At 42.8% G+C, this 26,875-nt stretch carries 21 protein-coding genes, 1 tRNA gene and 2 rRNA genes; 17 read left to right on the forward strand and 7 right to left on the reverse strand.

The features are described 5' to 3' along the window. Positions 1-16 precede the first annotated feature (16 nt). From mnmG to rpmH, 7 genes are all read right to left on the reverse strand, one after another. Positions 17-1,909, reverse strand: coding sequence for a tRNA uridine-5-carboxymethylaminomethyl(34) synthesis enzyme MnmG (gene mnmG / locus BN1938_RS03200; RefSeq protein WP_050639210.1), 1,893 nt, complete (start codon positions 1,907-1,909; stop codon positions 17-19). Beyond that, positions 1,875-3,287: a tRNA uridine-5-carboxymethylaminomethyl(34) synthesis GTPase MnmE gene (gene mnmE / locus BN1938_RS03205; RefSeq protein WP_050639211.1), complete on the reverse strand. Its 1,413-nt coding sequence runs from the start codon at positions 3,285-3,287 to the stop codon at positions 1,875-1,877. Before mnmE ends, mnmG begins: the two co-directional genes overlap by 35 nt. A 187-nt stretch (positions 3,288-3,474) precedes the next feature. Continuing rightward, a complete protein-coding gene (jag, locus tag BN1938_RS03210; RefSeq protein WP_050639212.1) occupies positions 3,475-4,338 on the reverse strand; it encodes an RNA-binding cell elongation regulator Jag/EloR in 864 nt (287 codons plus the stop codon). A gap of 31 nt (positions 4,339-4,369) precedes the next feature. Next, a complete protein-coding gene (locus BN1938_RS03215; RefSeq protein WP_050639213.1) occupies positions 4,370-5,659 on the reverse strand; it encodes a YidC/Oxa1 family membrane protein insertase in 1,290 nt (429 codons plus the stop codon). 12 nt (positions 5,660-5,671) lie between these two features. Then, a complete protein-coding gene (yidD, locus tag BN1938_RS03220; protein ID WP_050639214.1) occupies positions 5,672-5,884 on the reverse strand; it encodes a membrane protein insertion efficiency factor YidD in 213 nt (70 codons plus the stop codon). A gap of 5 nt (positions 5,885-5,889) precedes the next feature. Then, the gene (rnpA, locus tag BN1938_RS03225) at positions 5,890-6,231 is read right to left on the reverse strand and encodes a ribonuclease P protein component (protein WP_050639243.1); all 342 of its coding nucleotides are present in this window, start codon (positions 6,229-6,231) and stop codon (positions 5,890-5,892) included. Between the two features lie 57 nt (positions 6,232-6,288). Further along, positions 6,289-6,423 carry a 50S ribosomal protein L34 gene (gene rpmH / locus BN1938_RS03230; RefSeq protein ID WP_025653883.1) on the reverse strand — a complete coding sequence of 45 codons (135 nt, stop codon included), beginning with the start codon at positions 6,421-6,423 and terminating at the stop codon, positions 6,289-6,291. A gap of 1,401 nt (positions 6,424-7,824) precedes the next feature. Between rpmH and dnaA the strand changes: the two genes are divergently transcribed. From dnaA to rrf, 17 genes are all read left to right on the forward strand, one after another. Then, positions 7,825-9,195: a chromosomal replication initiator protein DnaA gene (gene dnaA / locus BN1938_RS03235; protein WP_050639215.1), complete on the forward strand. Its 1,371-nt coding sequence runs from the start codon at positions 7,825-7,827 to the stop codon at positions 9,193-9,195. A 288-nt stretch (positions 9,196-9,483) separates the two neighbouring features. Beyond that, positions 9,484-10,590 carry a DNA polymerase III subunit beta gene (gene dnaN, locus BN1938_RS03240; protein WP_050639216.1) on the forward strand — a complete coding sequence of 369 codons (1,107 nt, stop codon included), beginning with the start codon at positions 9,484-9,486 and terminating at the stop codon, positions 10,588-10,590. Between the two features lie 150 nt (positions 10,591-10,740). Further along, on the forward strand, positions 10,741-10,956 hold the full coding sequence (locus BN1938_RS03245; protein ID WP_050639244.1) for an RNA-binding S4 domain-containing protein: 216 nt from the start codon (positions 10,741-10,743) through the stop codon (positions 10,954-10,956). A gap of 186 nt (positions 10,957-11,142) precedes the next feature. After that, a complete protein-coding gene (gene recF / locus BN1938_RS03250) occupies positions 11,143-12,228 on the forward strand; it encodes a DNA replication/repair protein RecF (RefSeq protein WP_050639217.1) in 1,086 nt (361 codons plus the stop codon). 11 nt (positions 12,229-12,239) lie between these two features. Continuing rightward, positions 12,240-14,177, forward strand: a complete 1,938-nt coding sequence (gene gyrB / locus BN1938_RS03255; protein WP_050639218.1) for a DNA topoisomerase (ATP-hydrolyzing) subunit B — start codon at positions 12,240-12,242, stop codon at positions 14,175-14,177. A gap of 109 nt (positions 14,178-14,286) precedes the next feature. Next, entirely contained in the window at positions 14,287-16,791 is a 2,505-nt protein-coding gene (gyrA, locus tag BN1938_RS03260) for a DNA gyrase subunit A (protein WP_050639219.1), read from the forward strand. A 524-nt stretch (positions 16,792-17,315) separates the two neighbouring features. Continuing rightward, positions 17,316-17,816, forward strand: a complete 501-nt coding sequence (locus BN1938_RS03265; RefSeq protein WP_050639220.1) for a hypothetical protein — start codon at positions 17,316-17,318, stop codon at positions 17,814-17,816. Positions 17,817-18,058: 242 nt separating this feature from the next. Further along, the gene (locus BN1938_RS03270) at positions 18,059-19,246 is read left to right on the forward strand and encodes an iron-containing alcohol dehydrogenase (RefSeq protein ID WP_050639221.1); all 1,188 of its coding nucleotides are present in this window, start codon (positions 18,059-18,061) and stop codon (positions 19,244-19,246) included. Between the two features lie 401 nt (positions 19,247-19,647). Next, positions 19,648-20,100, forward strand: coding sequence for a DUF2975 domain-containing protein (locus BN1938_RS03275; RefSeq protein WP_050639222.1), 453 nt, complete (start codon positions 19,648-19,650; stop codon positions 20,098-20,100). A 26-nt stretch (positions 20,101-20,126) separates the two neighbouring features. Next, positions 20,127-20,339, forward strand: coding sequence for a helix-turn-helix domain-containing protein (locus BN1938_RS03280; protein ID WP_050639223.1), 213 nt, complete (start codon positions 20,127-20,129; stop codon positions 20,337-20,339). Positions 20,340-20,397: 58 nt separating this feature from the next. Continuing rightward, positions 20,398-21,846, forward strand: coding sequence for a DUF4153 domain-containing protein (locus tag BN1938_RS03285; protein ID WP_050639224.1), 1,449 nt, complete (start codon positions 20,398-20,400; stop codon positions 21,844-21,846). Positions 21,847-22,038: 192 nt separating this feature from the next. After that, positions 22,039-22,884: a fumarate hydratase gene (locus tag BN1938_RS03290; protein WP_050639225.1), complete on the forward strand. Its 846-nt coding sequence runs from the start codon at positions 22,039-22,041 to the stop codon at positions 22,882-22,884. A gap of 68 nt (positions 22,885-22,952) precedes the next feature. Continuing rightward, positions 22,953-23,507 (forward strand): Fe-S-containing hydro-lyase, encoded by a 555-nt coding sequence (locus BN1938_RS03295; RefSeq protein WP_050639226.1) that lies wholly within the window; start codon positions 22,953-22,955, stop codon positions 23,505-23,507. A 57-nt stretch (positions 23,508-23,564) separates the two neighbouring features. Further along, the gene (locus BN1938_RS03300) at positions 23,565-24,281 is read left to right on the forward strand and encodes a lysophospholipid acyltransferase family protein (protein ID WP_025653898.1); all 717 of its coding nucleotides are present in this window, start codon (positions 23,565-23,567) and stop codon (positions 24,279-24,281) included. 122 nt (positions 24,282-24,403) lie between these two features. Next, a tRNA-Ser gene (locus BN1938_RS03305) sits at positions 24,404-24,491 on the forward strand. 389 nt (positions 24,492-24,880) lie between these two features. Then, a 16S ribosomal RNA gene (locus BN1938_RS03310) occupies positions 24,881-26,413 on the forward strand. 88 nt (positions 26,414-26,501) lie between these two features. Further along, positions 26,502-26,619: ribosomal RNA gene (gene rrf, locus BN1938_RS03315) — 5S ribosomal RNA — on the forward strand. The last annotated feature ends 256 nt before the right edge of the window (positions 26,620-26,875 follow it).

Consider the following 26,875-nt stretch of genomic DNA (forward strand, 5'->3'; position numbering starts at 1 on the left):
AACTCTCAGATACTTCTTATCTGCTTTCAAGATAGACTAAAAGCACGGAAATATCTGCTGGTGATACTCCTGATATTCTGGAGGCCTGCCCTATGGATGACGGACGCATTTCAGTTAGTTTCTGTTTTGCTTCGATCCGCAGACTCTTGACTTCATTATAATCCAGATCATCCGGGATGATTTTGCTTTCCAGCTTTTTGAATTGTTCCACCTGCCTCTGCTGGCGGCGGATATACCCGTCATATTTAATATTAATATTTACCTGTTCAACTACATCAAATGGAAGTTCTTTTCTCTGTCTGTCTATGGAAGCCAATGATTCGTACGACAGCTCCGGGCGGCGGATCAGCTCTGCCAGTGTTGTTCCTGATGTGAGCGGCGTGCTCCCGTAAGACTTCAGAAGACTTTGTACATCATCCGATGTTCCTATATTCGTATGTTCAACCCTTTTGATTTCCTCTTCTATCATTTTTTCTTTTTCCACAAGGCTTTGATACCGCTCCTCGCCTACCAGGCCGACTTCGTAACCAATCTTTGTCAGGCGCAGATCGGCATTGTCCTGCCTCAGCAGCAGACGGTATTCCGCTCTTGATGTCATCATACGATAAGGCTCGCGGCTCTCTTTTGTCACGAGATCATCTATGAGAACCCCTATATATCCCTGTGAACGGTCGATGACGATTCCCTCTTTTCCCTGCAGTTTTCTTGCCGCATTGATTCCGGCTACCAGTCCCTGGGCCGCCGCTTCTTCATAACCTGAACTTCCGTTAAACTGTCCTCCGCTGAAAAGGCCCTCCACATTTTTAAACTCCAGCGTGCTTTTCAGCTGTCTTGCATCAATACAATCATATTCAATTGCATAAGCATTTCTGACAATCTTAACATGTTCCAATCCGGGCACGCTGCGGTACATGGCATATTGAACATCTTCCGGCAGGGAACTGGACATGCCTCCGACATACATTTCATTTGTCTCGATCCCTTCGGGTTCTATGAACACCTGATGCCTGTTTTTATCCGCAAATTTTACAACTTTATCCTCAATGGACGGGCAATATCTGGGCCCTGTTCCCTCAATCATACCGGAGTACAACGGCGAACGGTCCAGGTTTGCCCTGATAATTTCATGTGTCTTTTCATTTGTGTAGGTAAGCCAGCAGGATGCCTGTTCAATCTGTACCTTCTCAGGATCCGTAGTAAACGAAAAAGGTACGACTCTCTCATCCCCCTTCTGCTCTTCCATCTTACTGAAATCTACAGAATTTTTATCAATTCTGGCAGGTGTTCCTGTCTTAAATCTATACATCTTAATTCCCAGGTCTTTCAGGCTGTCAGTCAGATGATTTGCGGCCTGCAGCCCGTTTGGCCCTGTATACGTACTTATATCTCCGTAAATACATCTTGCCTTCAGGTAAGTTCCCGTACAAAGTACAACTGCTCTGCAGCGGTATATCGCCCCTGAGTAAGTCTGGACTCCGGTCACTCTGCCTTCTTCCGCCAGAATGTCTGTAACTTCCATCTGGCGTATATCCAGATTCTTCTGACTTTGAATCACCTGGCGCATGGTCCTGCTGTAATTAGCCTTATCCGCCTGAGCCCGCAGCGAATGAACAGCCGGCCCTTTTGACTTGTTAAGCATCTTGGACTGGATAAATGTCTGGTCAATCACCTTCCCCATCTCACCGCCAAGTGCATCCACTTCCCTTACAAGATGCCCTTTGGAACTGCCTCCTATATTCGGATTGCACGGCATCAGTGCAATACTGTCCACACTTACCGTAAATATAACTGTCTTAAATCCCAGCCTTGCCGCAGCCAGCGCCGCTTCGCATCCCGCATGCCCCGCTCCGACAACTGCGATATCATATTCGTCTTTATTTTCCCATACAGAATTTGCTGAATATTTCATTTACTAAATCTTCTCCTATCGTTTCTCCGGTTATGCTGCCCAGTGATTCATATGCATCCATCAGATCTATAGAGAAAAAGTCCTCCGGCATCTGGTTCTCAATACTCTCTATTACTTTATTCAAACTTTCACAGGCAGCCTGCAGGGCAGCCTTCTGCCTTATGTTCGTTATAAATACCTGGTCATTAAAGGATACTTCTCCCTTCAGGAACATCGTTTTTAGTATTTCTTCAAATTCCTGGATGCCTTGTTCTTCCTTTGCTGAAATGTCAATCATAGGAATGTTTTTTGAATAATTTCCTGCATTTTTTATTTTTTCAAGTACTGTTTCTATTGTATTTTGCAGGATTTCCTTCGTTACAACTGTCTCCAGATCCGATTTATTTAATAATATGATACATCTTTTTCCTGCAGTCAACTGAATAATGTCTTCGTCATTCTTATCCAGTGGTCTTGATGCGTCAGCCACATAGATAATTAAATCCGCATTTTCCACATAATCTCTGGCCTTATCCACACCCATTTTTTCTATGATGTCATCCGTCTCCCTGATTCCGGCTGTGTCTACCATATTCAGGGTCAGCCCGCCCATCTGAATTTGCTCTTCCAGGGCATCCCTGGTAGTTCCCTCAATATCTGTTACAATGGCTCTTTCCCGGCCGGACAGGACGTTCAGAAGGGATGATTTGCCCGCATTGGGCTTGCCTGCAATAACGGTCTGTATTCCCTCTTTCATGATGCGGCCGCTGTCTGAAGAATCAATCAGTTTTCTGATGTCCACTAAAATATCATCAATGACATATTTTAATTTCTCACCATAACCATCAATATCTATGTGCTCCGGATCATCCAGAGCGGTTTCTATAAACGCCGTTTGGTATATTATTTTATTTCTTATGTCCTCTATTTTATTTTTAACACTTCCTTTTAATTGACTTATAGAACTTTTCAGAGCATATTCATTTTTAGATGTAATTACATCTATGACAGCCTCTGCCTGAGACAAATCCATCTTGCCGTTTAAAAATGCTCGCTTTGTAAACTCCCCTGGTTCCGCCGGCCTGGCTCCATTTCTAACGACCGTTTCCAATACTCTTTTTACCACATAATTTCCGCCGTGGCAATTGATTTCTACTGTATCCTCACCGGTAAATGTACGAGGGGCACGCATCAGCATGACCAGTACTTCATCTACCGTCTCTTGTTTATCTTTTACATATCCATAGTGGATGGTATGGCTTTCCGCTTCCAAAAGCCTGTCCTTCCCTTTATATATCCTGTCTATGACCTCAAATGCTTCCGGACCGCTGATACGTACAATCCCAATGCCTGAATTCGTCATTCCCGTAGAAATCGCGGCAATCGTATCTTTTTTCATTCTAAGCCTCCCCATGACATTTGAGAGATTTTCCGGCAAATGGATAACCGGAAAGTCCCTCATATTATCCTAAAACTTTTAAAATATAATAACCCCATCCTATAAAATTAAATTTCTAAAAAAGACGTCTCACGACTTCACGAAAGCATCCGTGAAGCGGAAACGTCCTCTTTCGCTTCAATTTCATTTATCTTTTTAAGGTAACAACTACTTTTCTGTACGGCTCTTCCCCTTCACTATGTGTTGTTACATAAGGGTCAGACTGAAGCGCCGCGTGTATGATCCTTCTCTCGTAAGGATTCATCGGTTCCAGAGAAACTGGTCTCTTAGAACGTTTTACCTTATAGGCAATGTTCTTTGCAAGATTCTTCAGTGTCTCTTCTCTTCTTGCACGGTAATTCTCTGTATCAAGCTTCACACGCACATAACCGTCCTGATGCTTATTGGCAACCCGGTTAGCAAGATACTGCAGGGCATCCAGTGTCTGTCCGCGCTTTCCAATAAGGAGTCCCATATTCTCCCCCTTCATCTCTACGCCCAGCGCACCATCGGCATCCACATCAGAGATCAGCTCTACGGTCATTCCCATTGCATTTAATGTATCACGCAGGAAGGCTTCAACTGCATTTTTGGTTTCCTCTTTTACTTCTGCAAGCTCTGCTTCATGTCTGATTGCAGGCTGTGCTTCTGTCTTAGCAGTATCTTTTTTTACTTCATTCTTAACTTCACTTTTGAATTCACGCTTAAACTCATTCTTAGCTTCTTGCTTTACTTCTTTTTTATAGTGTTCTTTTTTCTTGAACTCTCTTGCCGGATCTTTCTTTACCTCAGGTTTCTCTTCTTTTACTTCTGCCTTTGGTTCTTCCACTACAGGCTCCGGTTTTCTTCTTGCCTCGATTACAGCCTGTTTCATACCTATTCCAAGAAATCCGGCGCTTCCTTTTTCAATCACCTCATATTCAAGCCTGTCGCTGGTAACACCTAACTGGATCAATGCTTCTGTAATCGCATCATCTAATGTTTTTGCTGATACTCTGATACTACCGTTCATGCTGTATCCCTACCTTTCTACACCGACTCTCCTACTTACCTTCATCCTTTTTATCTGTTATGCTGTGACCACTGTTATACTTGCTTACCATATTGGCCTTAGAAGCAAGACTGCCCGGCTTCGCACTTTTTGTATACTGTGCTGCATTTTTCAGGCGTTCTTCGCGCTCAGCTTCAGATATCTTTGATTTTTTCTTATCTTCTACATTTCTGGTGCTCGTTGTTGCCATTCTGTTGATTTCTTTTGCAGATGTTCCCTTTTTCTCACGTTTCTTTGCAGCCTTTTTCTGATTCTCCGCAATCAGTTCATCCGTTGACTTTTTGCCAAGATATTTGTTGATTGCCAGCTGCTGTACACATCTTACAACTGCACTGATTGCCCAGTAAAGACCAAGACCTGCGGGAAGTGTGAATCCCATGAATACGGAAAACAGCGGCATTGTGTATGTCATTGTCTTCATGGAGTTTGCCATGGTATTGCCTGGTTCAACCTGTGGCTGCGGCTGCAGTTTTACACTGATAAACTGTGTAAGACCGGCCATAATCGGGATAATAACTGCTAATATAATACCCAAAATCGAAAAATCTTTGATTGCCGCCATTAACATTGTAAAAGGCGCTTCGCCGATGTTAATGCCGATAAAACTGTTCAGATGTCCTACTGTCTGTGTGGTGGATTCTACAATATCCTTCAGAGAAGGAATCTTGTCCACCAGAGTATTCCATGTGCTGTCCTGGAATTTATACAGCGCATTCACAAGTGTATCTGCCTGTGAATAATCGTAAGATTTGGCGCTCATAAGTACAGGTTTTGCTTCCCCGATCTTTTCCATGATCTTCTGGAAACCATCCGTTGCCATGATCTGGTTTACAACCGGCATATAAACATCTTTAACACCCTTAACATAATTCGGTATATTCTGAATAACCGGATACAGAGCAAAGAGAACCGGCATCTGGATCAGCATCGGAAGACATCCGCCTGTAGGTGAAGTACCGTACTTCTCATATATAGTCTGCATCTCTTCCTGCTGCTTAAGCATGGAAGCCTGGTCTTTTTTGTTTGCATACTTTTTCTGAACCTTCTGAATTTCAGGATTCATAACCGAAGACATTTTAGACCATTTCTGCTGTTTGATCGTAAGCGGAATCATCAATGTATATATGACGATTGTAAATAGGATGATACAGATACCGATATTCTGTATCCCAAATACACCATCTAACACATTGTAGATTCCATTCATCAATTTTCCAAGCAGCCAAGAAATCTGATGAATAATTGGCCAGTCTGCATAACCTGCAGCTAAAGTTCCATACATCTCTTATCCTCCTTAAGGTACCGGATCATATCCGCCTTTTGCAAATGGATTGCAGCGCAGAATTCTCCAGATTGTGAGGGCCCCTCCCTTTACAGCACCGTATTTTTGAATTGCTTCAATGCCGTACTGTGAACAGGTCGGCGTGTATATACAGTGATACTGCGTCTTCAATCCGGACAGATACTTCTGATAAAATCTGATAAGCCATATAAAAATATGCTTCATCTGCGTCACTTCCCTTTATATATTTCATGAAGCTTTCCCAAGTGGATAAGTGCACTCTCAATCTCATGGTAACACTTCTCTTTTGCACTTACTCTGGCTATTACGACTATATCAAGTCCACTTTGGAAATGTTCTTCTAAAAGCCGATAACTTTCTCGGATCAACCTTGTCAGATGATGCCTGACAACACTGTTCCCCACTTTTTTACTAACGGAAATACCGAGCCTGTTTTTATCCAGCCCATTTTCCTTCACATACATCACAAGATACTTATTAGCATAAGATCTTCCGCTTTTATAAACAATTTGAAAGTCCTTATTTTTTTTCAAAGATTCGGAAAATTTCATTGAATTCCCTTTGCCTTTTTCTTTTATAAATAGAAGAAAAGGCCACATAGATGCGGCCTAAGCTGATAACTGTTTTCTTCCTTTTGCTCTTCTGGCAGCTAAAACTTTTCTTCCGCCTGGTGTGCTCATTCTTGCTCTAAAGCCATGAACTTTTGCTCTCTGTCTTTTCTTTGGCTGAAATGTCATTTTCATTGCAGATACACCTCCCTTTGATTGATATACTTATTATAAAGTATTACAATTATTATCACTTTCGCCTGCCGTCTTTGTGAAAAAATATATACCTATATAATACACAAAAAAGACACTGCTCTTAATTATATTCAAAAAAGGGGGGGAAGTCAAGCTATTATGGGGAATTTTATGCGAAATCTGGGGGATTTGGGTGAGGGGGCGCTAAGGAAGAGGTGTGGCTTGCTCCTGGGGGAGTGTGTATGCTGATTCAAATCCCGGCCGTTCACGAAGAAGATGTAAACGAAAAAACAGGTAAAATTGAGGGACATGCCGCAGTTGGCCCAAAATCTTGATGATTTTGGGCCGCCGGCGGCAACAAAATTTGTTTTGGTAAAACAAATTTTGCCCTCAATTTTACCTGTTTTTTCGCTAACATCTTCTAACGCTTACTTCGAGGGATTCTGAATCAGCATACACACTCCCCCAGGAGCAAGCCACACCTCTTCCTTAGCTAGGTTCATCCAATCGGCAGGATTGCGGTAGGGAAGCGGATGAATAGCTTATGGTTACTTCATACGGTAGCAGTGGATCTGCCCTGACGACGCGGAGCTGAGATCTGTATTTTATACAAAGCTTCCTATAACTCGTGTTTTAACCTGTGGTGCTGTTGCATGGCTACTGAATAAATTATCCCCCCATATAACCTAATCCTTACAGACGACTCCCAAGTACAACTTAAAATTTTTTTAAACACACATTAACAATCCGCACAACCAGTTACCATCCGCTGCCCCGTCCGAACCCCACCCACTAAGAATCATACCTTCCCTCTTGATGCACCTAGCTCTATGAAAGGATGTGAGGGGTGCTGCAGCCGGGGCTGGTTTCCTCCGGGAGTGTGTATGGCTTTTGAAAGTCCTTATAACTCGATTAGAAACAGTTACAGAGAAAATGTGGGAAATAGAGGGCAGAATTTGTTTTACCAAAACAAATTCTGTTGCCGCCGGCGGCCTAAAATCATCAAGATTTTAGGCCAACTGCGGCATGTCCCTCTATTTCCCACATTTTGTCTGTTACTGTTTCTTATCAAGTGGTGCGGACTTTCAAAAGCCATACACACTCCCGGAGGAAACCAGCCCCGGCTGCAGCACCCCTCACATCCTTTTATAGAACGTCCCCCCATCCGTTCACTCACAAGTTCGTTCTCTAATTCTTATGTGGATAAACTGTGGATAAGTGTTGGATAAAGTGTTGATTAAATTTTATTTTTGATTTTAACCCATGCAAACATACGCGTTTAAATTGTTCATAAAGTTATACACATCATTTCTCATTGCTTCTCATACCGTTTTGATGTAAAATGTAATAGAGAGATTTTGCGTTCATATCTCTCTATTATATTGATTAGGAGTACTGTCGATGAACATTGTAGTTGAAAATTGGGAGCAGATTTTAAACAAAATGAAGGACGAATATTGCTCATCTAATATTTCATACAATACGTGGATTGCGCCGCTTACTGTATATGAAGTTACCGATGACACTGTCTATATTCTTGTAAAACTCAAAGCCAGCCTGGAACATATAGAAGAGAAATATCTCCTTCCTTTTAAAGTGTGTATTGCAGAAGTTACAGGCACTGAGTTTGAAATCTCTTTTGTTACTGAAGATAATGTCATCATCCAGGAAAAGAAAGAAAATGTCATAAAGAATAAAAAGTCAAATGCTATCTTTGAGAATGCGAATCTCAATGCTAAATATACATTTGATACTTTTGTTGTGGGCAGTAATAATAATTTCGCACATGCTGCGTCTCTTGCGGTTGCAGAATCGCCCGGAGAGATTTACAACCCTCTTTTTATATATGGAGGTGTCGGACTGGGGAAGACTCATCTGATGCATTCGGTTGCACACTTTATACTTGAAAATGACCCTTCCAAGAAGGTCCTGTATGTGACAAGTGAGACATTTACAAATGAATTGATTGATGCCTTAAAAATAGGTAAAAACGGCAATGAACTTGCCATGACTACTTTCCGTGAAAAATACCGAAATAACGATGTGCTTCTGATTGATGATATCCAGTTTATAATAGGTAAGGAAAGTACACAGGAAGAATTTTTCCATACGTTTAACCATCTCCATGTATCAGGGAAGCAGATTATTATCTCCAGTGATAAGCCTCCGAAGGATATCGAGACACTGGAAGCACGGCTCCGCACCCGTTTTGAATGGGGACTGATTGCGGATATTTCCTCACCTGATTATGAGACCAGGATGGCTATTCTCAGGAAGAAAGAGGAACTGGACGGACTGGAACGTTATCACATTCCGGATGAAGTCCTTCAATATATTGCGAATAATATTAAATCCAATATCAGGGAACTGGAAGGCTCCCTGAACAAGCTGATCGCCTTATCCAACCTGGAGAAGAAACCGATCGATATTCCTCTGGCCGCAGAAGCGCTGAAGGACATGATTTCGCCCGATGCTAACCGGACGATTACTCCGGAACTGATTATCGATGTTGTATCCGAACATTTTAATGTACCCATTGCTGAATTGAAGGGGAAAAAAAGAAATGCTGAGATCGTACTTCCCCGTCAGATTGTAATGTACCTCTGCCGTGCGATGACGGATACCCCCCTTAAGACTGTAGGGATTATCCTGGGAGGCAAGGATCACGCTTCTGTCAGCCATGGAGTTAAGAAGATCGCACATGACCTTACAGTTGACGAGGCTCTGAACAACACTGTGAACATTATTAAGAAGAAGATAAATCCTATCTAATGTGGATAAATTGTGGATAACCATGTTAAAATGATGTGAATTATGAGGTTAATAAAAAAATTAAGGAGTTTGAGGAGTTTTTTTATCCCCATCTTGTCCCAACACTTTCCAGTGGATGTCTACACAGTTTTCAGTATGGACAACCCCTTAATTTTAAAGGCTTTGAAGCACTTATGAACTTATTCACAGCCCCTATTACGAAGAAGACGGAATTGATTTATATATTTATCTATAAAAAACGCGGTGGAAAGTTTTTTCACCACACCCATCGAAAGGAGTTACCGACATATGAAAATCGTTTGTTCAAAATCTAACCTGGTTAAAGGTGTCAGCATTGTATCCAAAGCTGTACCATCCAAAACTACAATGCCTATTCTGGAATGTATTCTGATCGATGCATCTACAGATGTCATTAAACTGACTGCGAATGATATGGAACTTGGAATTGAGACAAGCATCGAAGGTGATATTGTAGAGAGAGGAATCATAGCCCTGAATGCAAGAATATTTTCAGAGATCGTCAGGAAGCTTCCTGACAATGATGTAACCATTGAGACCGATACGGATAATCAGACAATGATTACCTGTGAAAAAGCGAAGTTCAATATTGCCGCACAGTCGGGAGAAGATTTTTCATACCTGCCCGTGATTGAAAAAGAGGACTACATTACCGTCTCTGAGTTTACGCTGAAAGAAGTCATACGTCAGACGATCTTTTCCATCGCAGACAACGATACAAACAAGATGATGACAGGCGAACTGTTCGAGATCGAAGAGAATATCCTGAAGGTGGTCTCTCTGGACGGCCACAGAATCTCGATCCGTAAGATTGAGTTAAAGGAAAACTATGCGCCGAAAAAGGTGATCGTACCGGGAAAGACACTGCAGGAGATCAGCAAGATCATCGGCGGTGAGGCAGAAGCGGATGTAGACATTTCGTTTACAAAGAACCACATTGTGTTTGAGTTTGATAAGACAGTGGTGGTATCCAGGCTGATCGAAGGAGATTATTTTAAGATTGACCAGATGCTCTCCAGCGATTATGAGACAAAAGTAAGAATGAACAAGAAAGAGCTTCTGGACTGTATTGACAGAGCCACCCTTCTGATCAAGGAGGGAGACAAGAAGCCGATTATCATTGATATCCGGGACGAGTCCATGGAACTTAAGATCAAGTCTCAGATCGGATCCATGGATGAGGAGATCTTTATCACAAAAGAGGGGAAGGATCTGATGATCGGGTTTAATCCTAAGTTCCTAATCGATGCCCTGAGAGTCATTGATGATGAGGAGGTTGACCTGTATTACATGAATGCAAAGGCGCCATGTTTTATCAAGGATGAAAAACAAAGTTATATTTATTTGATTCTTCCGGTTAATTTTAACGCGGTGTAACAGGTCAGACAGGCTTTCACTGTTACAGCACGGTTGCATAATAAATGGGGACGTGGCCCTTTTATCCAGATATAAGGCGCGGCAGTTTCAGGCCGGGATAAAAGGGCGGCGTCCCCAATGGGGTTATCGAAAGGACAGAAAGGATTCGGAATGGAGATTATAAAGTTACGTGAAAGCGATGAATTTATCAAGCTGGGACAGGCACTGAAAGCGGCCGGGCTTGTGGATTCCGGAGTGGAGGCAAAAGAGGCTGTCCAGGACGGATTGGTAAAGGTGAACGGAGAGACGGACACCAGAAGAGGGCGCAAATTATACGATGGAGACAAGGTGGAATTTGACGGCCAGGAAATAAAAATTGAAAAATAGTCTGAAAAAGTGTAAAATAATCGTGTCAGTTCAGATAGGTCTGCGCATTTACTGCGCAGACCGTACGAAAACATGGTGGTTGCAGGCATACAGCGCTTCGCCGCAGGCGAATTTCAATGTGCTGGATGCGTAACAGTTCAGGCCTGCCTGAACTGTTACAAATAATTACATGCTGATGGAGAAATTATGGTAATCAAATCTTTAAAACTAAAGAATTACAGGAATTACGAATTGTTGGATTTGACCTTTGATCCCAAGACAAATATTCTCTACGGCGACAATGCACAAGGCAAGACGAATGTACTGGAAGCCCTGTATTTGTCCGGGACTACCAAATCTCACAGAGGTACAAAAGACAGGGATTTGATTCAGTTTGGACGTGATGAAGCACATCTGGAGACCATTGTTGAGAAAAGGGGAATAGAATATCAGATCGATATGCATCTGAAAAAGAACAGCCCCAAAGGGATTGCCATCAATAAGATTCCGATCCGCAAAGCAAGTGAATTGTTTGGAATTATTCATTTTGTATTTTTTTCTCCGGAAGACTTGAACATTATCAAGGACGGGCCTTCCGGAAGAAGAAGATTTATCGATCTGGAATTGTCGCAGCTTGATAAAGTATATCTCAGCAATCTTTCTAACTATAATCGAATTATTAATCAGAGAAATTCCTTACTCAAAGACATTTACAAACAGGAGAATCTTGTGGAAACGTTGGATATCTGGGATATGCAATTGGTTGAGTACGGAACAAAAGTAATGGAGAGCCGGAAGCGGTTCATAGAAGAAGTGAATGAAATCATCTCTGATATCCACTATAAATTAACTGGCGGGAAGGAGCATATCACTCTTTCCTACGAATGCAGCGTCGGAAACCTTAGCCTGGAACAGGCTCTGAAGAAAAACAGGGACAGGGATATGAGGCTGAAAAGCACCTCTGTGGGCCCGCACAGGGATGATCTTTGTTTTATGGCGGGCAGCCTGGATATCCGCAGGTTTGGGTCACAGGGGCAGCAGCGGACGGCAGCTTTGTCGCTGAAGCTCTCCGAGATAGAACTGGTCAGGTCACTGATCAGGGATACGCCTGTATTATTATTGGACGATGTATTGTCTGAACTGGATAAACACAGGCAAAACTATTTACTGGATAGTATTCATGATATACAAACGGTAATCACATGTACTGGATTAGATGAGTTTGTGAATCATCGATTTTCTATTAATAAAATTTTCCATGTAAAAAATGGACAGGTAGCAAAAGAAAATTAGGAGGTTTTTAAATGGGTGCAACAGGTACAGAATTTGATGCTGAATATGGAGCAGATCAGATCCAGATATTAGAGGGATTGGAAGCGGTAAGAAAAAGGCCGGGGATGTACATCGGAAGCACTTCGTCAAGAGGACTTCACCATCTGGTATATGAGATTGTAGACAACGCTGTGGATGAGGCGCTGGCAGGATATTGTGATACAATCTTTGTAAGTATAAATGAGGGCAACTCCATCACGGTTATTGATAACGGGCGTGGTATTCCTGTGGGGATCAATCATAAGGCCGGGCTTCCTGCGGTAGAGGTTGTATTTACAATTCTGCATGCGGGGGGAAAGTTTGGCGGCGGGGGTTACAAGGTATCGGGAGGCCTGCACGGTGTGGGAGCTTCGGTTGTAAACGCATTGTCGCAGTGGCTGGAAGTAGAGATCTACAATGAGGGTAAGATCTACAGGCAGAGATACGAGCGTGGAAAAGTTGTGGAAAAGCTGCGGGTAGTCGGAGAATGTGAGGCCGATAAGAGCGGAACTAAAGTAACATTTCTGCCGGATGATGAGATTTTTGAGGAAACGATTTTTGATTATGATACATTAAAGCAGCGTTTTCGCGAGATGGCTTTCCTGACGAGAGGACTGCGGATTGTACTTAGGGATGAGCGCGGGGAAGAGCTTGTGGAGAAGAATTTCCACTACGAGGGCGGGATCAAGGAGTTCGTCACTTATTTGAACCGCAGTAAAACAGCTCTTTACGACCAGATTATATACTGTGAGGGAATGAAGGATAATGTAGCCGTTGAGGTTGCAATGCAGCACAATGATTCCTACAGTGACAATACTTATGGCTTTGTAAATAATATTACGACGCCGGAGGGCGGTACCCATATAGTGGGATTCCGTAATGCTTTGACGAAAACTTTTAATGATTATGCGAGAAAAAATAAGCTGCTCAAAGACAGTGAGCCGAATCTATCCGGTGAGGATATAAGGGAAGGTCTGACTGCGATCATCAGCGTAAAGATTGAGGATCCCCAGTTTGAGGGACAGACCAAGCAGAAGCTGGGCAATAGTGAGGCGCGCGGCGCTGTGGACAGTATTGTGAGTACCCAGCTGGAGATTTTCCTGGAGCAGAACCCAAATGTTGCGAAAATGACTGTCGAAAAGTCAGTGATGGCGCAGCGTGCAAGGGAGGCAGCCAGAAAAGCAAGGGATCTTACCAGAAGAAAATCTGCCCTGGAGGGAATGTCCCTGCCGGGTAAACTTGCCGACTGCTCGGACAAGGACCCGAAAAACTGCGAGATTTACATCGTAGAGGGTGATTCTGCCGGCGGTTCCGCGAAAACCGCCAGAGACAGATCCACTCAGGCTATCCTGCCGCTGAGGGGAAAGATTCTGAATGTGGAGAAGGCAAGGCTGGACAAGATTTATGGAAATGCGGAGATCAAAGCGATGATCACTGCATTTGGAACGGGAATACATGAGGATTTTGATATTACGAAGCTTCGGTACCATAAGATTATCATTATGACTGATGCCGACGTGGATGGGGCACATATCAGCACTTTGTTATTGACATTTTTATATCGTTTTATGCCGGATCTGATCAAAGACGGTTATGTGTATCTGGCGCAGCCGCCGCTGTACAAGCTGGAAAAGAACAAAAAGGTATGGTATGCATACAGTGATGAGGAACTGAGCCAGATTCTTTCAGAAGTGGGACGTGACGGAAACAACAAGATACAGCGCTATAAAGGTCTTGGAGAGATGGATGCGGAACAGCTGTGGGAGACCACCATGGATCCGGAACACAGAATACTGCTGAGGGTGACGATGGACGAGGAGACGTCTTCAGAGCTTGACCTGACTTTCACTACGCTGATGGGAGACAAAGTAGAGCCAAGGCGGGAATTTATCGAAGAGAATGCGAAGTATGTGCAGAATCTGGATATCTAATCATAGATTGCAGGGAAAGTACTGATTACAGATCAGCATCGAATAATTAAGGGTTCGGCAGAACGGACTATTTGTCTGCCGGAAAACCTCCAAAGGAAAGGATATAAAAATGGAAGATAATATTTTTGATAAAGTCCATGAAGTTGATTTGAAAAAGACCATGGAAAATTCTTATATCGACTATGCCATGAGCGTAATAGCTGCCCGTGCCCTGCCCGATGTAAGAGACGGGCTGAAGCCTGTACAGAGGAGAATTCTGTACTCTATGATCGAATTGAATAACGGACCAGACAAGCCGCATCGTAAATGTGCGCGTATTGTCGGTGATACGATGGGTAAGTATCACCCCCACGGCGACAGTTCCATCTACGGGGCGCTGGTAAATCTGGCCCAGGAATGGTCTACCAGATATCCGCTTGTTGACGGCCACGGTAACTTTGGTTCTGTGGACGGCGACGGCGCCGCTGCCATGCGTTATACGGAGGCCCGTCTCAGCAAGATTTCCATGGAGATGACGGCGGATATCAACAAGGATACCGTTGATTTTACACCGAACTTTGATGAGACGGAAAAAGAGCCGACCGTGCTGCCGGCCAGATTTCCGAATCTTCTTGTCAATGGAACATCAGGTATCGCAGTAGGAATGGCGACAAATATCCCCCCCCACAACTTGAGGGAGGTTATCAGCGCGGTTGTAAGAATCATTGACGACCAGATTGAAGAGAACGGCGATACAGCCATAGAAGACATTTTAAAGATCGTTAAGGGACCGGATTTTCCGACAGGTGCGGAGATTCTGGGAACAAGAGGTATTGAGGAAGCATATAGAACCGGACGCGGCAAGATCCGTGTGCGTGCAATTACGAACATTGAGCCTATGGCAAACGGGAAGAACCGGATTATTGTCACAGAGCTGCCTTATATGGTCAATAAAGCCAGATTAATTGAAAAGATGGCTGAGCTTGTGCGGGATAAGAAAATCGATGGAATCACAGACCTTAGTGACCAGTCAAACCGTGAAGGAATGAGAATCTGTATTGAACTGCGCCGGGATGTGAATCCGAATGTTATTCTGAATCAGCTGTACAAACATACACAGCTGCAGGATACATTTGGCGTTATTATGCTTGCGCTTGTAAATAATGAGCCAAGGGTTATGAATATTCTGGATATGCTGCGGCTTTATCTGAAGCATCAGGAGGAAGTTGTAACCAGAAGAACAAAGTATGAACTGAATAAGGCAGAAGAGCGTGCGCATATTTTAAAGGGGTTACTTATTGCGCTGGATCATATCGATGAAGTTATTAAGATCATCAGGGGATCTAAGAACGTCCAAATCGCAAAAGAAGAATTGATTGCCAGATTTGATTTAACGGAAGTGCAGGCACAGGCCATTGTGGATATGCGGCTCCGTGCGCTGACCGGTCTGGAAAGAGAGAAGCTGGAAAGTGAATACGAAGAGCTGATGAAGAAAATCGGCGAATTAAAGGCAATTCTGGCCGACAGAAAGCTGCTTCTCGGCGTGATCCGGGAAGAGATTCTGCTTATTTCTGAAAAGTACGGGGATGAGAGAAGAACCTCTATCGGCTTTGATGAATTTGACATATCCATGGAAGATCTGATACCAAGGGAAAATATTGTTATTACTATGACCAGGCTCGGATATATCAAGCGTATGACCATGGATACCTTCAAGAGCCAGAACAGGGGCGGCAAGGGAATTAAGGGAATGCAGACGCTGGAGGAGGATTATATCAAGGAATTATTTATTACCTCCACCCATCACTATATCATGTTCTTTACCAATACAGGACGTGTATACAGGATCAAGGGATACGAGATTCCGGAGGCCAGCAGGACTGCGAGAGGAACCGCTATTATTAATATCCTGCAGCTGATGCCGGATGAGAAGATCACGGCTATGATTCCGATCCAGGAGTATGAGGATGGGAAGTTCTTATTTATGGCAACAGAGAAGGGACTTGTGAAAAAGACTCCGATTACCGATTATGCAAATGTTAGAAAGACAGGGCTTGCAGCGATCACGCTGCGCGAGGACGACAGGCTGATTGAGGTCAAGATTACGGATAATGAGGAAGATATTGTACTGGTAACCAAATATGGCCAGTGTATTAGATTTAATGAAAAGGATGTCCGGGCGACAGGAAGAACTTCCATGGGTGTCCGCGGCATGAACTTAAGCGACAGGGATGAAGTCATTGCAATGCAGATGAGCACCCAGGGCAGCGATCTCCTCATTGTATCGGAAAAGGGGATGGGCAAGCGCACCAGCCTGGAAGAATTTACAACACAGAACCGCGGCGGTAAGGGTGTGAAGTGCTACAAGATAACCGAGAAGACAGGCAATGTAGTGGGAATGAAGGCCGTGAATGAGGATAACGAGGTTATGATTATCAACACGGAAGGCATTATTATCCGTATGCAGTGTGCGGATATATCGGCTCTTGGAAGAGTGACATCAGGAGTAAAACTGATCAACCTTGCCGAGGGGGATACTGTGGCGAGTGTAGCTAAGGTAAGAAAAGCATCCGCGGAGATTGACGGAGAAAAGGTAGAAATCTCTGAGGATGATGAGGAGGAGATTCAGGAATAAACTTCCGGGAGGTCGGCTGAAGGGACGCTTTCCGGAGTCGTGAAAGGGATATCCCGGATGCTTTATTCGAAGATAACTGCCGCTAATCAAAAGAAAAGCCAGCATGATGAACATCGCCGACAAACACGGGAATGCAGGATGCATTCCCGTATAAGTCGGCTTACAAGCAGGACTTGAGGTCCTGCTTGTAGTTCATATGCTGGCTTTTATTTTGATGAAGCGGCAGTAATCTCCGAATGAAGCATCCGGGATATCCCTTTCACGACTCCGGAAAGCTGGTGCATCAGGACGGGAAAGTTGAATTCTTTGGATGGTTCTCTGCGCTGGCAGGGGCGGGAGAGGCGGATTGTTGATGGCTTTTCGGATCGATTCGTTATTGGAAATAATGTTTATTGAGTGAGATTATATTCAGTTATATATTTTTGGTGTGGGGTTTGGTATACTTAAGAAGATTGGAATAGTATTTGTGGATGTTTTTAGCATTATATTCTGAGATTACTCATTCAGGGAAAGGAGGAAACGTCATGCGTTTAAGCCTAATAAAGCGAGGGGTGTTTAGCGGGAAGATTCTTTTTGTAAAGGTGATTATGTTTTTTCTGTATCGTGGAATGAAGACTTTATATAAGTATGATAGCAGAGTCTGCAAAGAAATTGAGGGCTGGCCGATAGGAAGGACGATTGTTCTTACTGCATCAAAAAGGGGACCAAAGCTTTGTTTAAAAAGAATATCCAGTGGTATAGTGCGTTCCGGAAATATCGAGGATCCGGATATTCTTATCTCATTTAAAAGTATTGACGGTGCATTTCTGGTATTTTCCGGACAGATTGGGATTACAGAGGCTTATGCTCAGCATCGTTTTATGGTGAAGGGGGATATTGCCGAGATTATGTCTATTGTAAGGTGTATTGAATTGGCCGAAGTATATTTGTTTCCTAAAATAATTACAAAAAGAATACTGCGTAGAGTACCTGGTAAACAACTGGGAAGTTTTCGGGTATATTGCCATTCATTATTGGGATTTTAGAATAAAGACTCAAGTAGACTCTTTGAGTATTCATAGCGGGTTGTCGTTATGCTCCGAATGACCGATTTCTTTGGTGCACCGATGCGGTCTGCGGGGATAAATATGTTATTGTGAAATAAAAGTTATCAACATTTATATTGCTAAAAAACGGAGTAATTCACATAAAGTATGTGGAAAACCCTGGAAAATTGTGGAAAAGTCGATTTTATTTTAAATTTTGATGAGATTTAGGAGGAAAACTCGTGCTGCCAACGTATTATGAATTTCAGAATTCAACAAAAATTTTATCCGGAAAGTATGCGCTTGAAAACATTACTTATGAACTAAAAGGACTGGGGGCATCCAGACCTATTTTGTTATCCGGCAGGATTCTCGAGAAAGTAGGATCTCTAAAGAAGGTAACCAACGCAATTGCTTCTACAGGAATGGAGCCGGGGGCTGTTTTTACGGATATTCCTGCAGATTCTTCGGTTGAAGTTGTGAATAAAATCGGGAAAAAATATAAAGAAGCGGCCTGTGACAGCATCATAGCCGTAGGCGGAGGTTCTATTATAGATACTGCAAAGGGCGTAGAAATGCTGATATCCCAGGAGGCAGAGGATTTGCTGGAACTGCAGGGCTGCGAGTCCCTGATTCGAGGAAAACATATCCCTTTTATCGCAGTGCCGACTACATCGGGAACCGGTTCAGAGACAACACTCGTAGCTGTGATTAAAAATATAGAAAAGTCCGTAAAAATGGAGTTTATATCAAACTATCTGTTACCGGATGCAGCGGTACTGGATCCCCGAATGACGGAAACGCTTCCGCCGAAAACGGCAGCTTCGACAGGTTTTGATGCATTATGCCATGCAATAGAAGCATTCAGCTGTACTCAAAAAAATCCACTGAGCGATGCCTATGCTGCCGCTGCAATAAAACTGATTTCAGAAAATCTGGTGACCACCATAAAAGACGGAAAAAATATTGAGGCAAGACTTGCAATGGCAAACGCATCCACTATGGCCGGTGCAGCATTCTCCAATTCCATGGTAGGAGCGGTTCATGCAATCGGACATGCACTGGGCGGAGTCTGTAAAGTACCCCATGGAAATGCCATGGCCATTTTGCTGCCATATTGTATGTTATATAATTATAAACAATTGGGAGATATATACGGAGAATTGCTTCTATACCTGGAGGGGCCGGAAGTGTATGCCAGAACTTCTGCAGAAAAGAGAAGTGAAGAGGCTATAAAATCCGTTAGAAAACTCGAACGCAGACTTCATAAGCTATGTGGACTGCCCATGACACTAAAAGAAGTAAAAGTAGAGAAAAAAGATTTTGATGCAGTGGCAAAAACAGCATTGAATGACGGGGCTATGCTTTTAAATCCGGCTGCAGTGGATTATGAGGACGTCATCATGATATTAAACCAAGCTTATGAGTAAAGGGGTCTGACCCCTTTGCATACTATTTTCAGAATATTCTCAAAATTTATTTGCTTTTTTAAATATGAAATAGAGATGCAATTATAAAGCGGGTACAGAATGCCTTATTTAGATAAGGCAGGAAGTACTCGTTTTTCATTTTAAATTTACGATTAATTTACTACCATTACGAATAATTAACTGTGTATTTATAAATAAACAGTAAGTAAATAGTATTTTCCGGGATTTAGCTTTCCGGTATTTATGGACGTATTAGTCAATAACTTAGCTATATTTACTTTATAATAATAAAAATATATTGTTATTCGATAAAAATATATTGAAATACAGTTTTAATAATGATATAATCCATAAAAAGAACTATTGGAAAATTACACAGAATTTGGAAAGGATTGAATTTTATGAAGCAGGAAAAGCTGATCAGATTTACAAGTGGATTTTTAGGTTTTATGTTTTATGCAGGAATTATTGTACTGGCGGGTCTCCCATTTATATTAAAACTGGCAGGCAGGTATTATTATGCAGAAATAGAAGTACAATTTTGGCCCATGTTAATTACTGTTGCTCTTGCAGGTGTCTGTGGCCTTATCATTGTGCATCAGCTGAGAAGGATGATAAAGACAGTGATCAAAAAAGACTGTTTTGTGGATAACAATGTAAAAAGTCTGAGTATGATGGGAAAAGTAAGTTTTATTATTTCTGTGCTATTTGTAATAAAGTTATTTTTTCTGCCCACTCCTGCAACGTATGTCGTTATTCTGACCTTTTTTATAGCCGGACTGTTCAGCCATGTTCTGGCCTGTGTTTTTAAAGAAGCTGTACGTTTTAAAAACGAAAATGATCTGACCATTTAAGCGGAATATATTACAGGAGGAAAAGGATGTCAATTATAGTAAATTTGGATGTTATGATGGCTAAAAGAAAAATAAGCGTGACCGAGCTGGCACAGGAGATCGATATTACAATGGCCAATCTTTCGATATTAAAAAATAATAAAGCAAAGGCCGTCAGATTTACCACTTTGGACGCTATATGTAAAGCTTTAAAATGTCAGCCCGGAGATATTCTGGAATATGTAGAGGATGAAGAATAGCCGAGCGGGCCCCGATGTTGACGAAAACTTTCGGTAAATAAGGAAAGGAGCACTCATTATGGAAACATTATCAGTCAGTAAACTGGAGGAGAATTATCTCTATACAGGATGTATGTGTGGGATCTACGGTTTTATCTTTACATTCTGTCTGTATAAGAATCTGTCAGGAGTTACATTCCCTGTCATTGTTGCCGTAACAATTGCCACAGCGTTTATGTTTTTAAAAAGAATGGGAATAACAGTGAAGAAAAATTTTTATATTTACGCAGCTGGGATGATGCTGCTGGGAATTTCTACCCCGCTGACAATGAATAAATTTTTTCACTTTTTTAACTGGATCGGAATTATACTGCTTTTTATGTCTGGCATGATTCAACAGGTAAACGAGCAGGGAAACTGGAGCTTTCAGAAGTATATGGTATCTATTCTGATGCTGGCGGGAAAGACGATTGCTTCGGTATGTGATCCCTTTATTCATGGAATTAGATATAGAAAAAATAGGGTAAAAAAAGAAAGCAGATATTTCAAACCGATTATTCTTGGGTGTGCGTGTGCAGCCGGGCTGTTAGTAATTGTCCTTCCGCTTCTTGTATACTCAGATAAAATTTTTGCGGTGTTTTTCGGCCGTTTTACGGGATGGTTCAGATTTGGGGCTGAGCTGGGAGTAATTTTGACATTTCTGGCAGGCTATATTCTGATGTATGCATTTCTTTCAGGATTATCAGCACTAAATATAAAAGAGAAAGAAAATGTAAAACAGCTTTCTTTAAATTCTGTTACAGGGATTACATTTTCAGGGATACTTGCCGTTATATATGTATTTTACTCTGCGATTCAGATATTATTTTTGTTTTTACGGTTTGAAAGTGGTCTGCCAGAGAGCGTCACATATTCACAGTATGCGCATGCGGGATTCTGGCAGCTGCTGGCGGTCAGCATTATTAACTTCATCACTGTGTTAATCTGTGTTAGTATTTTTGAAGAAAATAGAATTTTGAAAATTATTCTTATGATAATTTCTGTATGCACATGTATTATGACTCTTTCCGCAGCTTACAGGATGATTCTTTATGTAAGAGCTTACCATCTTACGTTTTTAAGAGTTCTGGTTCTTTGGTTCCTTGGGGTGCTTCTGCTGATTATGCTGGGGGTTATGCTGAGTATTATACGAAAGAAGTTTCAATTATTCAAATATATCATGGTCGTGGTAGCAGTTTGCTATATTGCGCTGTCATTTACAAAAGTGGATAAACTGACGGCACAATATAATGTCAGACACTGGGAGCAGATTTCGGAGGTAGATATGATGCACCTTATGTTTGCCAGCTCCCTGGATACCGCACCAGTTGTGGTTCAGGCTGCTGAAAAGGTAGTGGGTAATCCGGAATACTGGGATGGGAGACTGGAACAGTATTTTCAGTGGATTCAGAAGCAGGATATGTCCCTGAGAACCTGGAATTTTTCAAAAGCCAGCGCTAAGGAAGCTGCAGCAGAATATCTGCGTTGACACTGCACTGTCTTTAAAATACCTTATTTTGCAGCTTAACTGAAGATCTGCTCTCCTTCCCGACAGCCCCTTCTCTTCTCAAATTTAAGATAAGTTTCCTCCACCACTATTTTCTTTTTTATAAAATTATATTATAATAAGAAAAGTTGTGAATTAAAAAAAATGAAATGATTAAATAGTGCAGGAGGAATCATGGTACGGTCAATTAATGTTGAGGAAATCACTAAAAATATAAAAGAAATGTGTATTGAAGCAAATCACTATCTGTCACCTGATATGGATGCGGCGATGAAGCATGCAGAGCAGACAGAAAAATCCCCTCTTGGAAAACAAATACTGGGACAGCTACAGGAGAATCTGGAGATTGCTGCGCAAGATATGATTCCAATCTGCCAGGATACAGGCATGGCAGTGATATTTCTGGAAATTGGCCAGGACGTGCATCTGGAGGGAGGACTTCTGGAAGATGCAGTCAACGAAGGTGTGCGCCAGGGATACACAGAAGGTTTTCTGAGAAAGTCCGTGGTAAATGATCCCTTAATCCGTGAAAATACAAAAGATAATACACCTGCTATTATCCATACAAAAATAACAGCAGGAGACAAAGTAAAAATAAAAGTAGCACCGAAAGGATTCGGAAGTGAAAACATGAGCCGAGTCTTTATGTTGAAACCTGCTGAAGGAATAGAAGGTGTTAAGAAAGCCGTATTAACAGCGGTAAAAGATGCAGGTCCTAATGCCTGCCCTCCAATGGTAGTCGGCGTAGGCATCGGCGGAACATTTGAAAAATGCGCATTGATGGCAAAAGAAGCCCTCACCCGGGAAGTAGGAACACATTCCGATATCCCATATGTAAAAGAATTGGAAGAAGAATTATTAAAAAAGATAAACAGGCTGGGAATCGGGCCGGGCGGCCTAGGTGGAGCCACCACAGCACTTGGGGTTCATATCAATACCTATGCAACGCATATTGCCGGGCTGCCGGTTGGAATTAATATCTGCTGTCATGTGAACAGGCATGTAGTCCGGGAGTTGTAAAGGGGTCTGACCCCTTTGCTTACCTTTTTCAGAATATTCTTAAAATTTACCAGGGAGGGATATATATTATGGATAAACATATCACAGCACCCATTAAGAAGGAAGTATCAAAATCGCTGCATGCAGGCGACTATGTATACATAACGGGCACAATCTATACGGCCCGCGATGCAGCTCATAAAAGAATGTATGAGATACTGGGAGAGGGAAAGTCTCTTCCTATAGATATTGAGAATCAGGTGATTTACTATATGGGGCCTTCACCTGCAAGGGAAGGGCGCCCTATCGGTTCGGCAGGTCCTACAACTGCAAGCCGGATGGATAAATACGCACCTCAGCTTCTGGATCTGGGGCTCGGTGCTATGATTGGAAAAGGAAAAAGGAGCCAGGAGGTGATTGAAGCGGTTATAAGAAATGATTCCGTTTACTTTGCAGCAGTAGGAGGGGCAGGAGCCCTTCTTTCAAAATGTATTACCAGCTCAGAAGTGGTTGCCTATGATGATCTGGGGACTGAGGCAATCCGCAGGCTGACTGTAGAAAATTTTCCTGTTATCGTTGTAATTGACAGTGAAGGCAGTAATTTGTATGAAACTGCCATCAAAGAATATTGTATAGAAGACTAATTATTGTGTTTAAATTAGAAAAATCATGGAAAAACTAAGAGCTGAGAGGAAAATGTAATGAAACGTATATTGCTGATGGTGTTCCGAAATATCATCCTGGTTCCATATATGTGGTGCCGCCTGTGTTATCACGCGTCACATACTGAAAAGTACACGGAGGAGGAACAGTACAGCCTGCTGAAGTTTATTGTGCTGCGTGCCAATAAAGGGGGAAATGTACGGATAGAACCTTATGGCACAGAAAATATTCCTAAAGAAAGTGGATTCATGTTTTTTCCAAACCATCAGGGCCTGTACGATGTGCTTGCTGTTCTGGAGGCCTGCCCAATGCCCTTTTCAGTGGTCGCAAAGAAGGAAATTCAGAATATCCAGTTTCTAAAACAGGTTTTTGCATGTATGAAAGCATATATGCTGGACAGGGATAATGTACGTCAGGCTATGCAGGTTATTATCGATGTATCAAATGAAGTGAAAAATGGGAGAAATTATCTGATCTTTGCAGAGGGTACCCGATCAAAGAACGGAAACCGCATCGGGGAATTTAAGGGTGGCAGCTTCAAAGCTGCAACAAAGGCAAAATGTCCGATTGTCCCCATAGCGCTGATTGATTCATTCCGCCCATTCGATACAAATACAATCAGTAAGGTTACCGTACAGGTTCATTTCCTGAAACCATTGTACTATGATGATTATAAAAATATGAAAACAACGGAAATTGCATCCATTGTGCATGACAGAATACAGGATACAATTGACAAAAATGAGAAAAAATGAAAAAGTTGCGATTTTTCCGTTGACATAAAACAATCTGTTTAGTATAATAACTTTTGCACTGTTGGGTGCATAATTGTATATTGCCCTGCTGATATATAGAAAGCAGGTATTATTCAGAATCAGGAGAAATACTCAAGAGGCTGAAGAGGCGCCCCTGCTAAGGGTGTAGGTCGGGTGACCGGCGCGAGGGTTCAAATCCCTCTTTCTCCGTTTTGATGTTTTCCAGAACTACTGGGCCAAGCCAGTAGTTTTTGCATGTAAGTTCTACAGAAAGTATTGTAGGAAAGCATCACTAAAAACACTAAATCTAGTATGTAAAATATGTGTTTGAAAAAAGTTGAAAAAAAGTTAAATAAACTCTTGACAGATGCATATGATTAATGATATTATGTTTAGGCTGACCCGTGAGGGACAGCAAACGACAAAAAGCACCTTGATAATTAAACAATAGACAACAAACCCTTGAAAATTTCTTATAGAGAAAATTTTTAAGAACAGCATCATAATGATGCACCCATCACTGAGATTAATCTCGGTGGTAAGAACAGTAAAAGGGATAGAATTAGCTAGTAGTTAATTCTGACCTGGATACAAACACTTTTAACGAGAGTTTGATCCTGGCTCAGGATGAACGCTGGCGGCGTGCTTAACACATGCAAGTCGAGCGAAGCGCTTTACTTAGATTTCTTCGGATTGAAGAGTTTTGCGACTGAGCGGCGGACGGGTGAGTAACGCGTGGGTAACCTGCCTCATACAGGGGGATAACAGTTAGAAATGACTGCTAATACCGCATAAGACCACGGTACCGCATGGTACAGTGGGAAAAACTCCGGTGGTATGAGATGGACCCGCGTCTGATTAGCTAGTTGGTAAGGTAACGGCTTACCAAGGCGACGATCAGTAGCCGACCTGAGAGGGTGACCGGCCACATTGGGACTGAGACACGGCCCAAACTCCTACGGGAGGCAGCAGTGGGGAATATTGCACAATGGGGGAAACCCTGATGCAGCGACGCCGCGTGAAGGATGAAGTATTTCGGTATGTAAACTTCTATCAGCAGGGAAGAAAATGACGGTACCTGACTAAGAAGCCCCGGCTAACTACGTGCCAGCAGCCGCGGTAATACGTAGGGGGCAAGCGTTATCCGGATTTACTGGGTGTAAAGGGAGCGTAGACGGTTATGTAAGTCTGATGTGAAAACCCGGGGCTCAACCCCGGGACTGCATTGGAAACTATGTAACTAGAGTGTCGGAGAGGTAAGTGGAATTCCTAGTGTAGCGGTGAAATGCGTAGATATTAGGAGGAACACCAGTGGCGAAGGCGGCTTACTGGACGATGACTGACGTTGAGGCTCGAAAGCGTGGGGAGCAAACAGGATTAGATACCCTGGTAGTCCACGCCGTAAACGATGCATACTAGGTGTCGGGTGGCAAAGCCATTCGGTGCCGCAGCAAACGCAATAAGTATGCCACCTGGGGAGTACGTTCGCAAGAATGAAACTCAAAGGAATTGACGGGGACCCGCACAAGCGGTGGAGCATGTGGTTTAATTCGAAGCAACGCGAAGAACCTTACCTGCTCTTGACATCCCCCTGACCGGCGCGTAATGGTGCCTTTCCTTCGGGACAGGGGAGACAGGTGGTGCATGGTTGTCGTCAGCTCGTGTCGTGAGATGTTGGGTTAAGTCCCGCAACGAGCGCAACCCTTATCTTTAGTAGCCAGCGGTTCGGCCGGGCACTCTAGAGAGACTGCCAGGGATAACCTGGAGGAAGGTGGGGATGACGTCAAATCATCATGCCCCTTATGAGCAGGGCTACACACGTGCTACAATGGCGTAAACAAAGGGAGGCGAAGCCGCGAGGTGGAGCAAATCCCAAAAATAACGTCTCAGTTCGGATTGTAGTCTGCAACTCGACTACATGAAGCTGGAATCGCTAGTAATCGCGAATCAGAATGTCGCGGTGAATACGTTCCCGGGTCTTGTACACACCGCCCGTCACACCATGGGAGTTGGTAACGCCCGAAGTCAGTGACCCAACCGTAAGGAGGGAGCTGCCGAAGGTGGGACCGATAACTGGGGTGAAGTCGTAACAAGGTAGCCGTATCGGAAGGTGCGGCTGGATCACCTCCTTTCTAAGGAAGAAAGAAGTAAAGAGTATGTTGTCTATTGTTTAGTTATCAAGAGAGTGTCTGAAGAGGACATGATCTCATAACAAAATTTTTTGGTGGCGATGCGCCTGGGGGAAACACCCGTTCCCATCCCGAACACGATGGTTAAGACCCAGACGGCCGATGGTACTGCATTGGAGACGATGTGGGAGAGTAGGTGGCCGCCAAATCTAAAAAAGAATAACAGAATGACGGAAGCGCCGTCAGTATTATATAAATGTTTATTATATAGATACCGGCAAGGATAAGCAACAACTTATCAACGCCAACCCAATCAGCAGGGCAGTGCTGTTATGATAGCTGGTTTTACCAGTGATTAGATATACGAAAGAATTCGTGTATGTAATGACTGATAAAACAGTCAGCGGATGGGAAGCGAAAGCAGAGCATCCGGATATGTACCTTGAAAATTGCATACAAAGAAAG

The organism is Eubacterium sp. SB2, assembly GCF_001244405.1.
GTDB classification, from domain to species: Bacteria; Bacillota; Clostridia; order Lachnospirales; family Lachnospiraceae; genus Faecalicatena; species Faecalicatena contortus_B.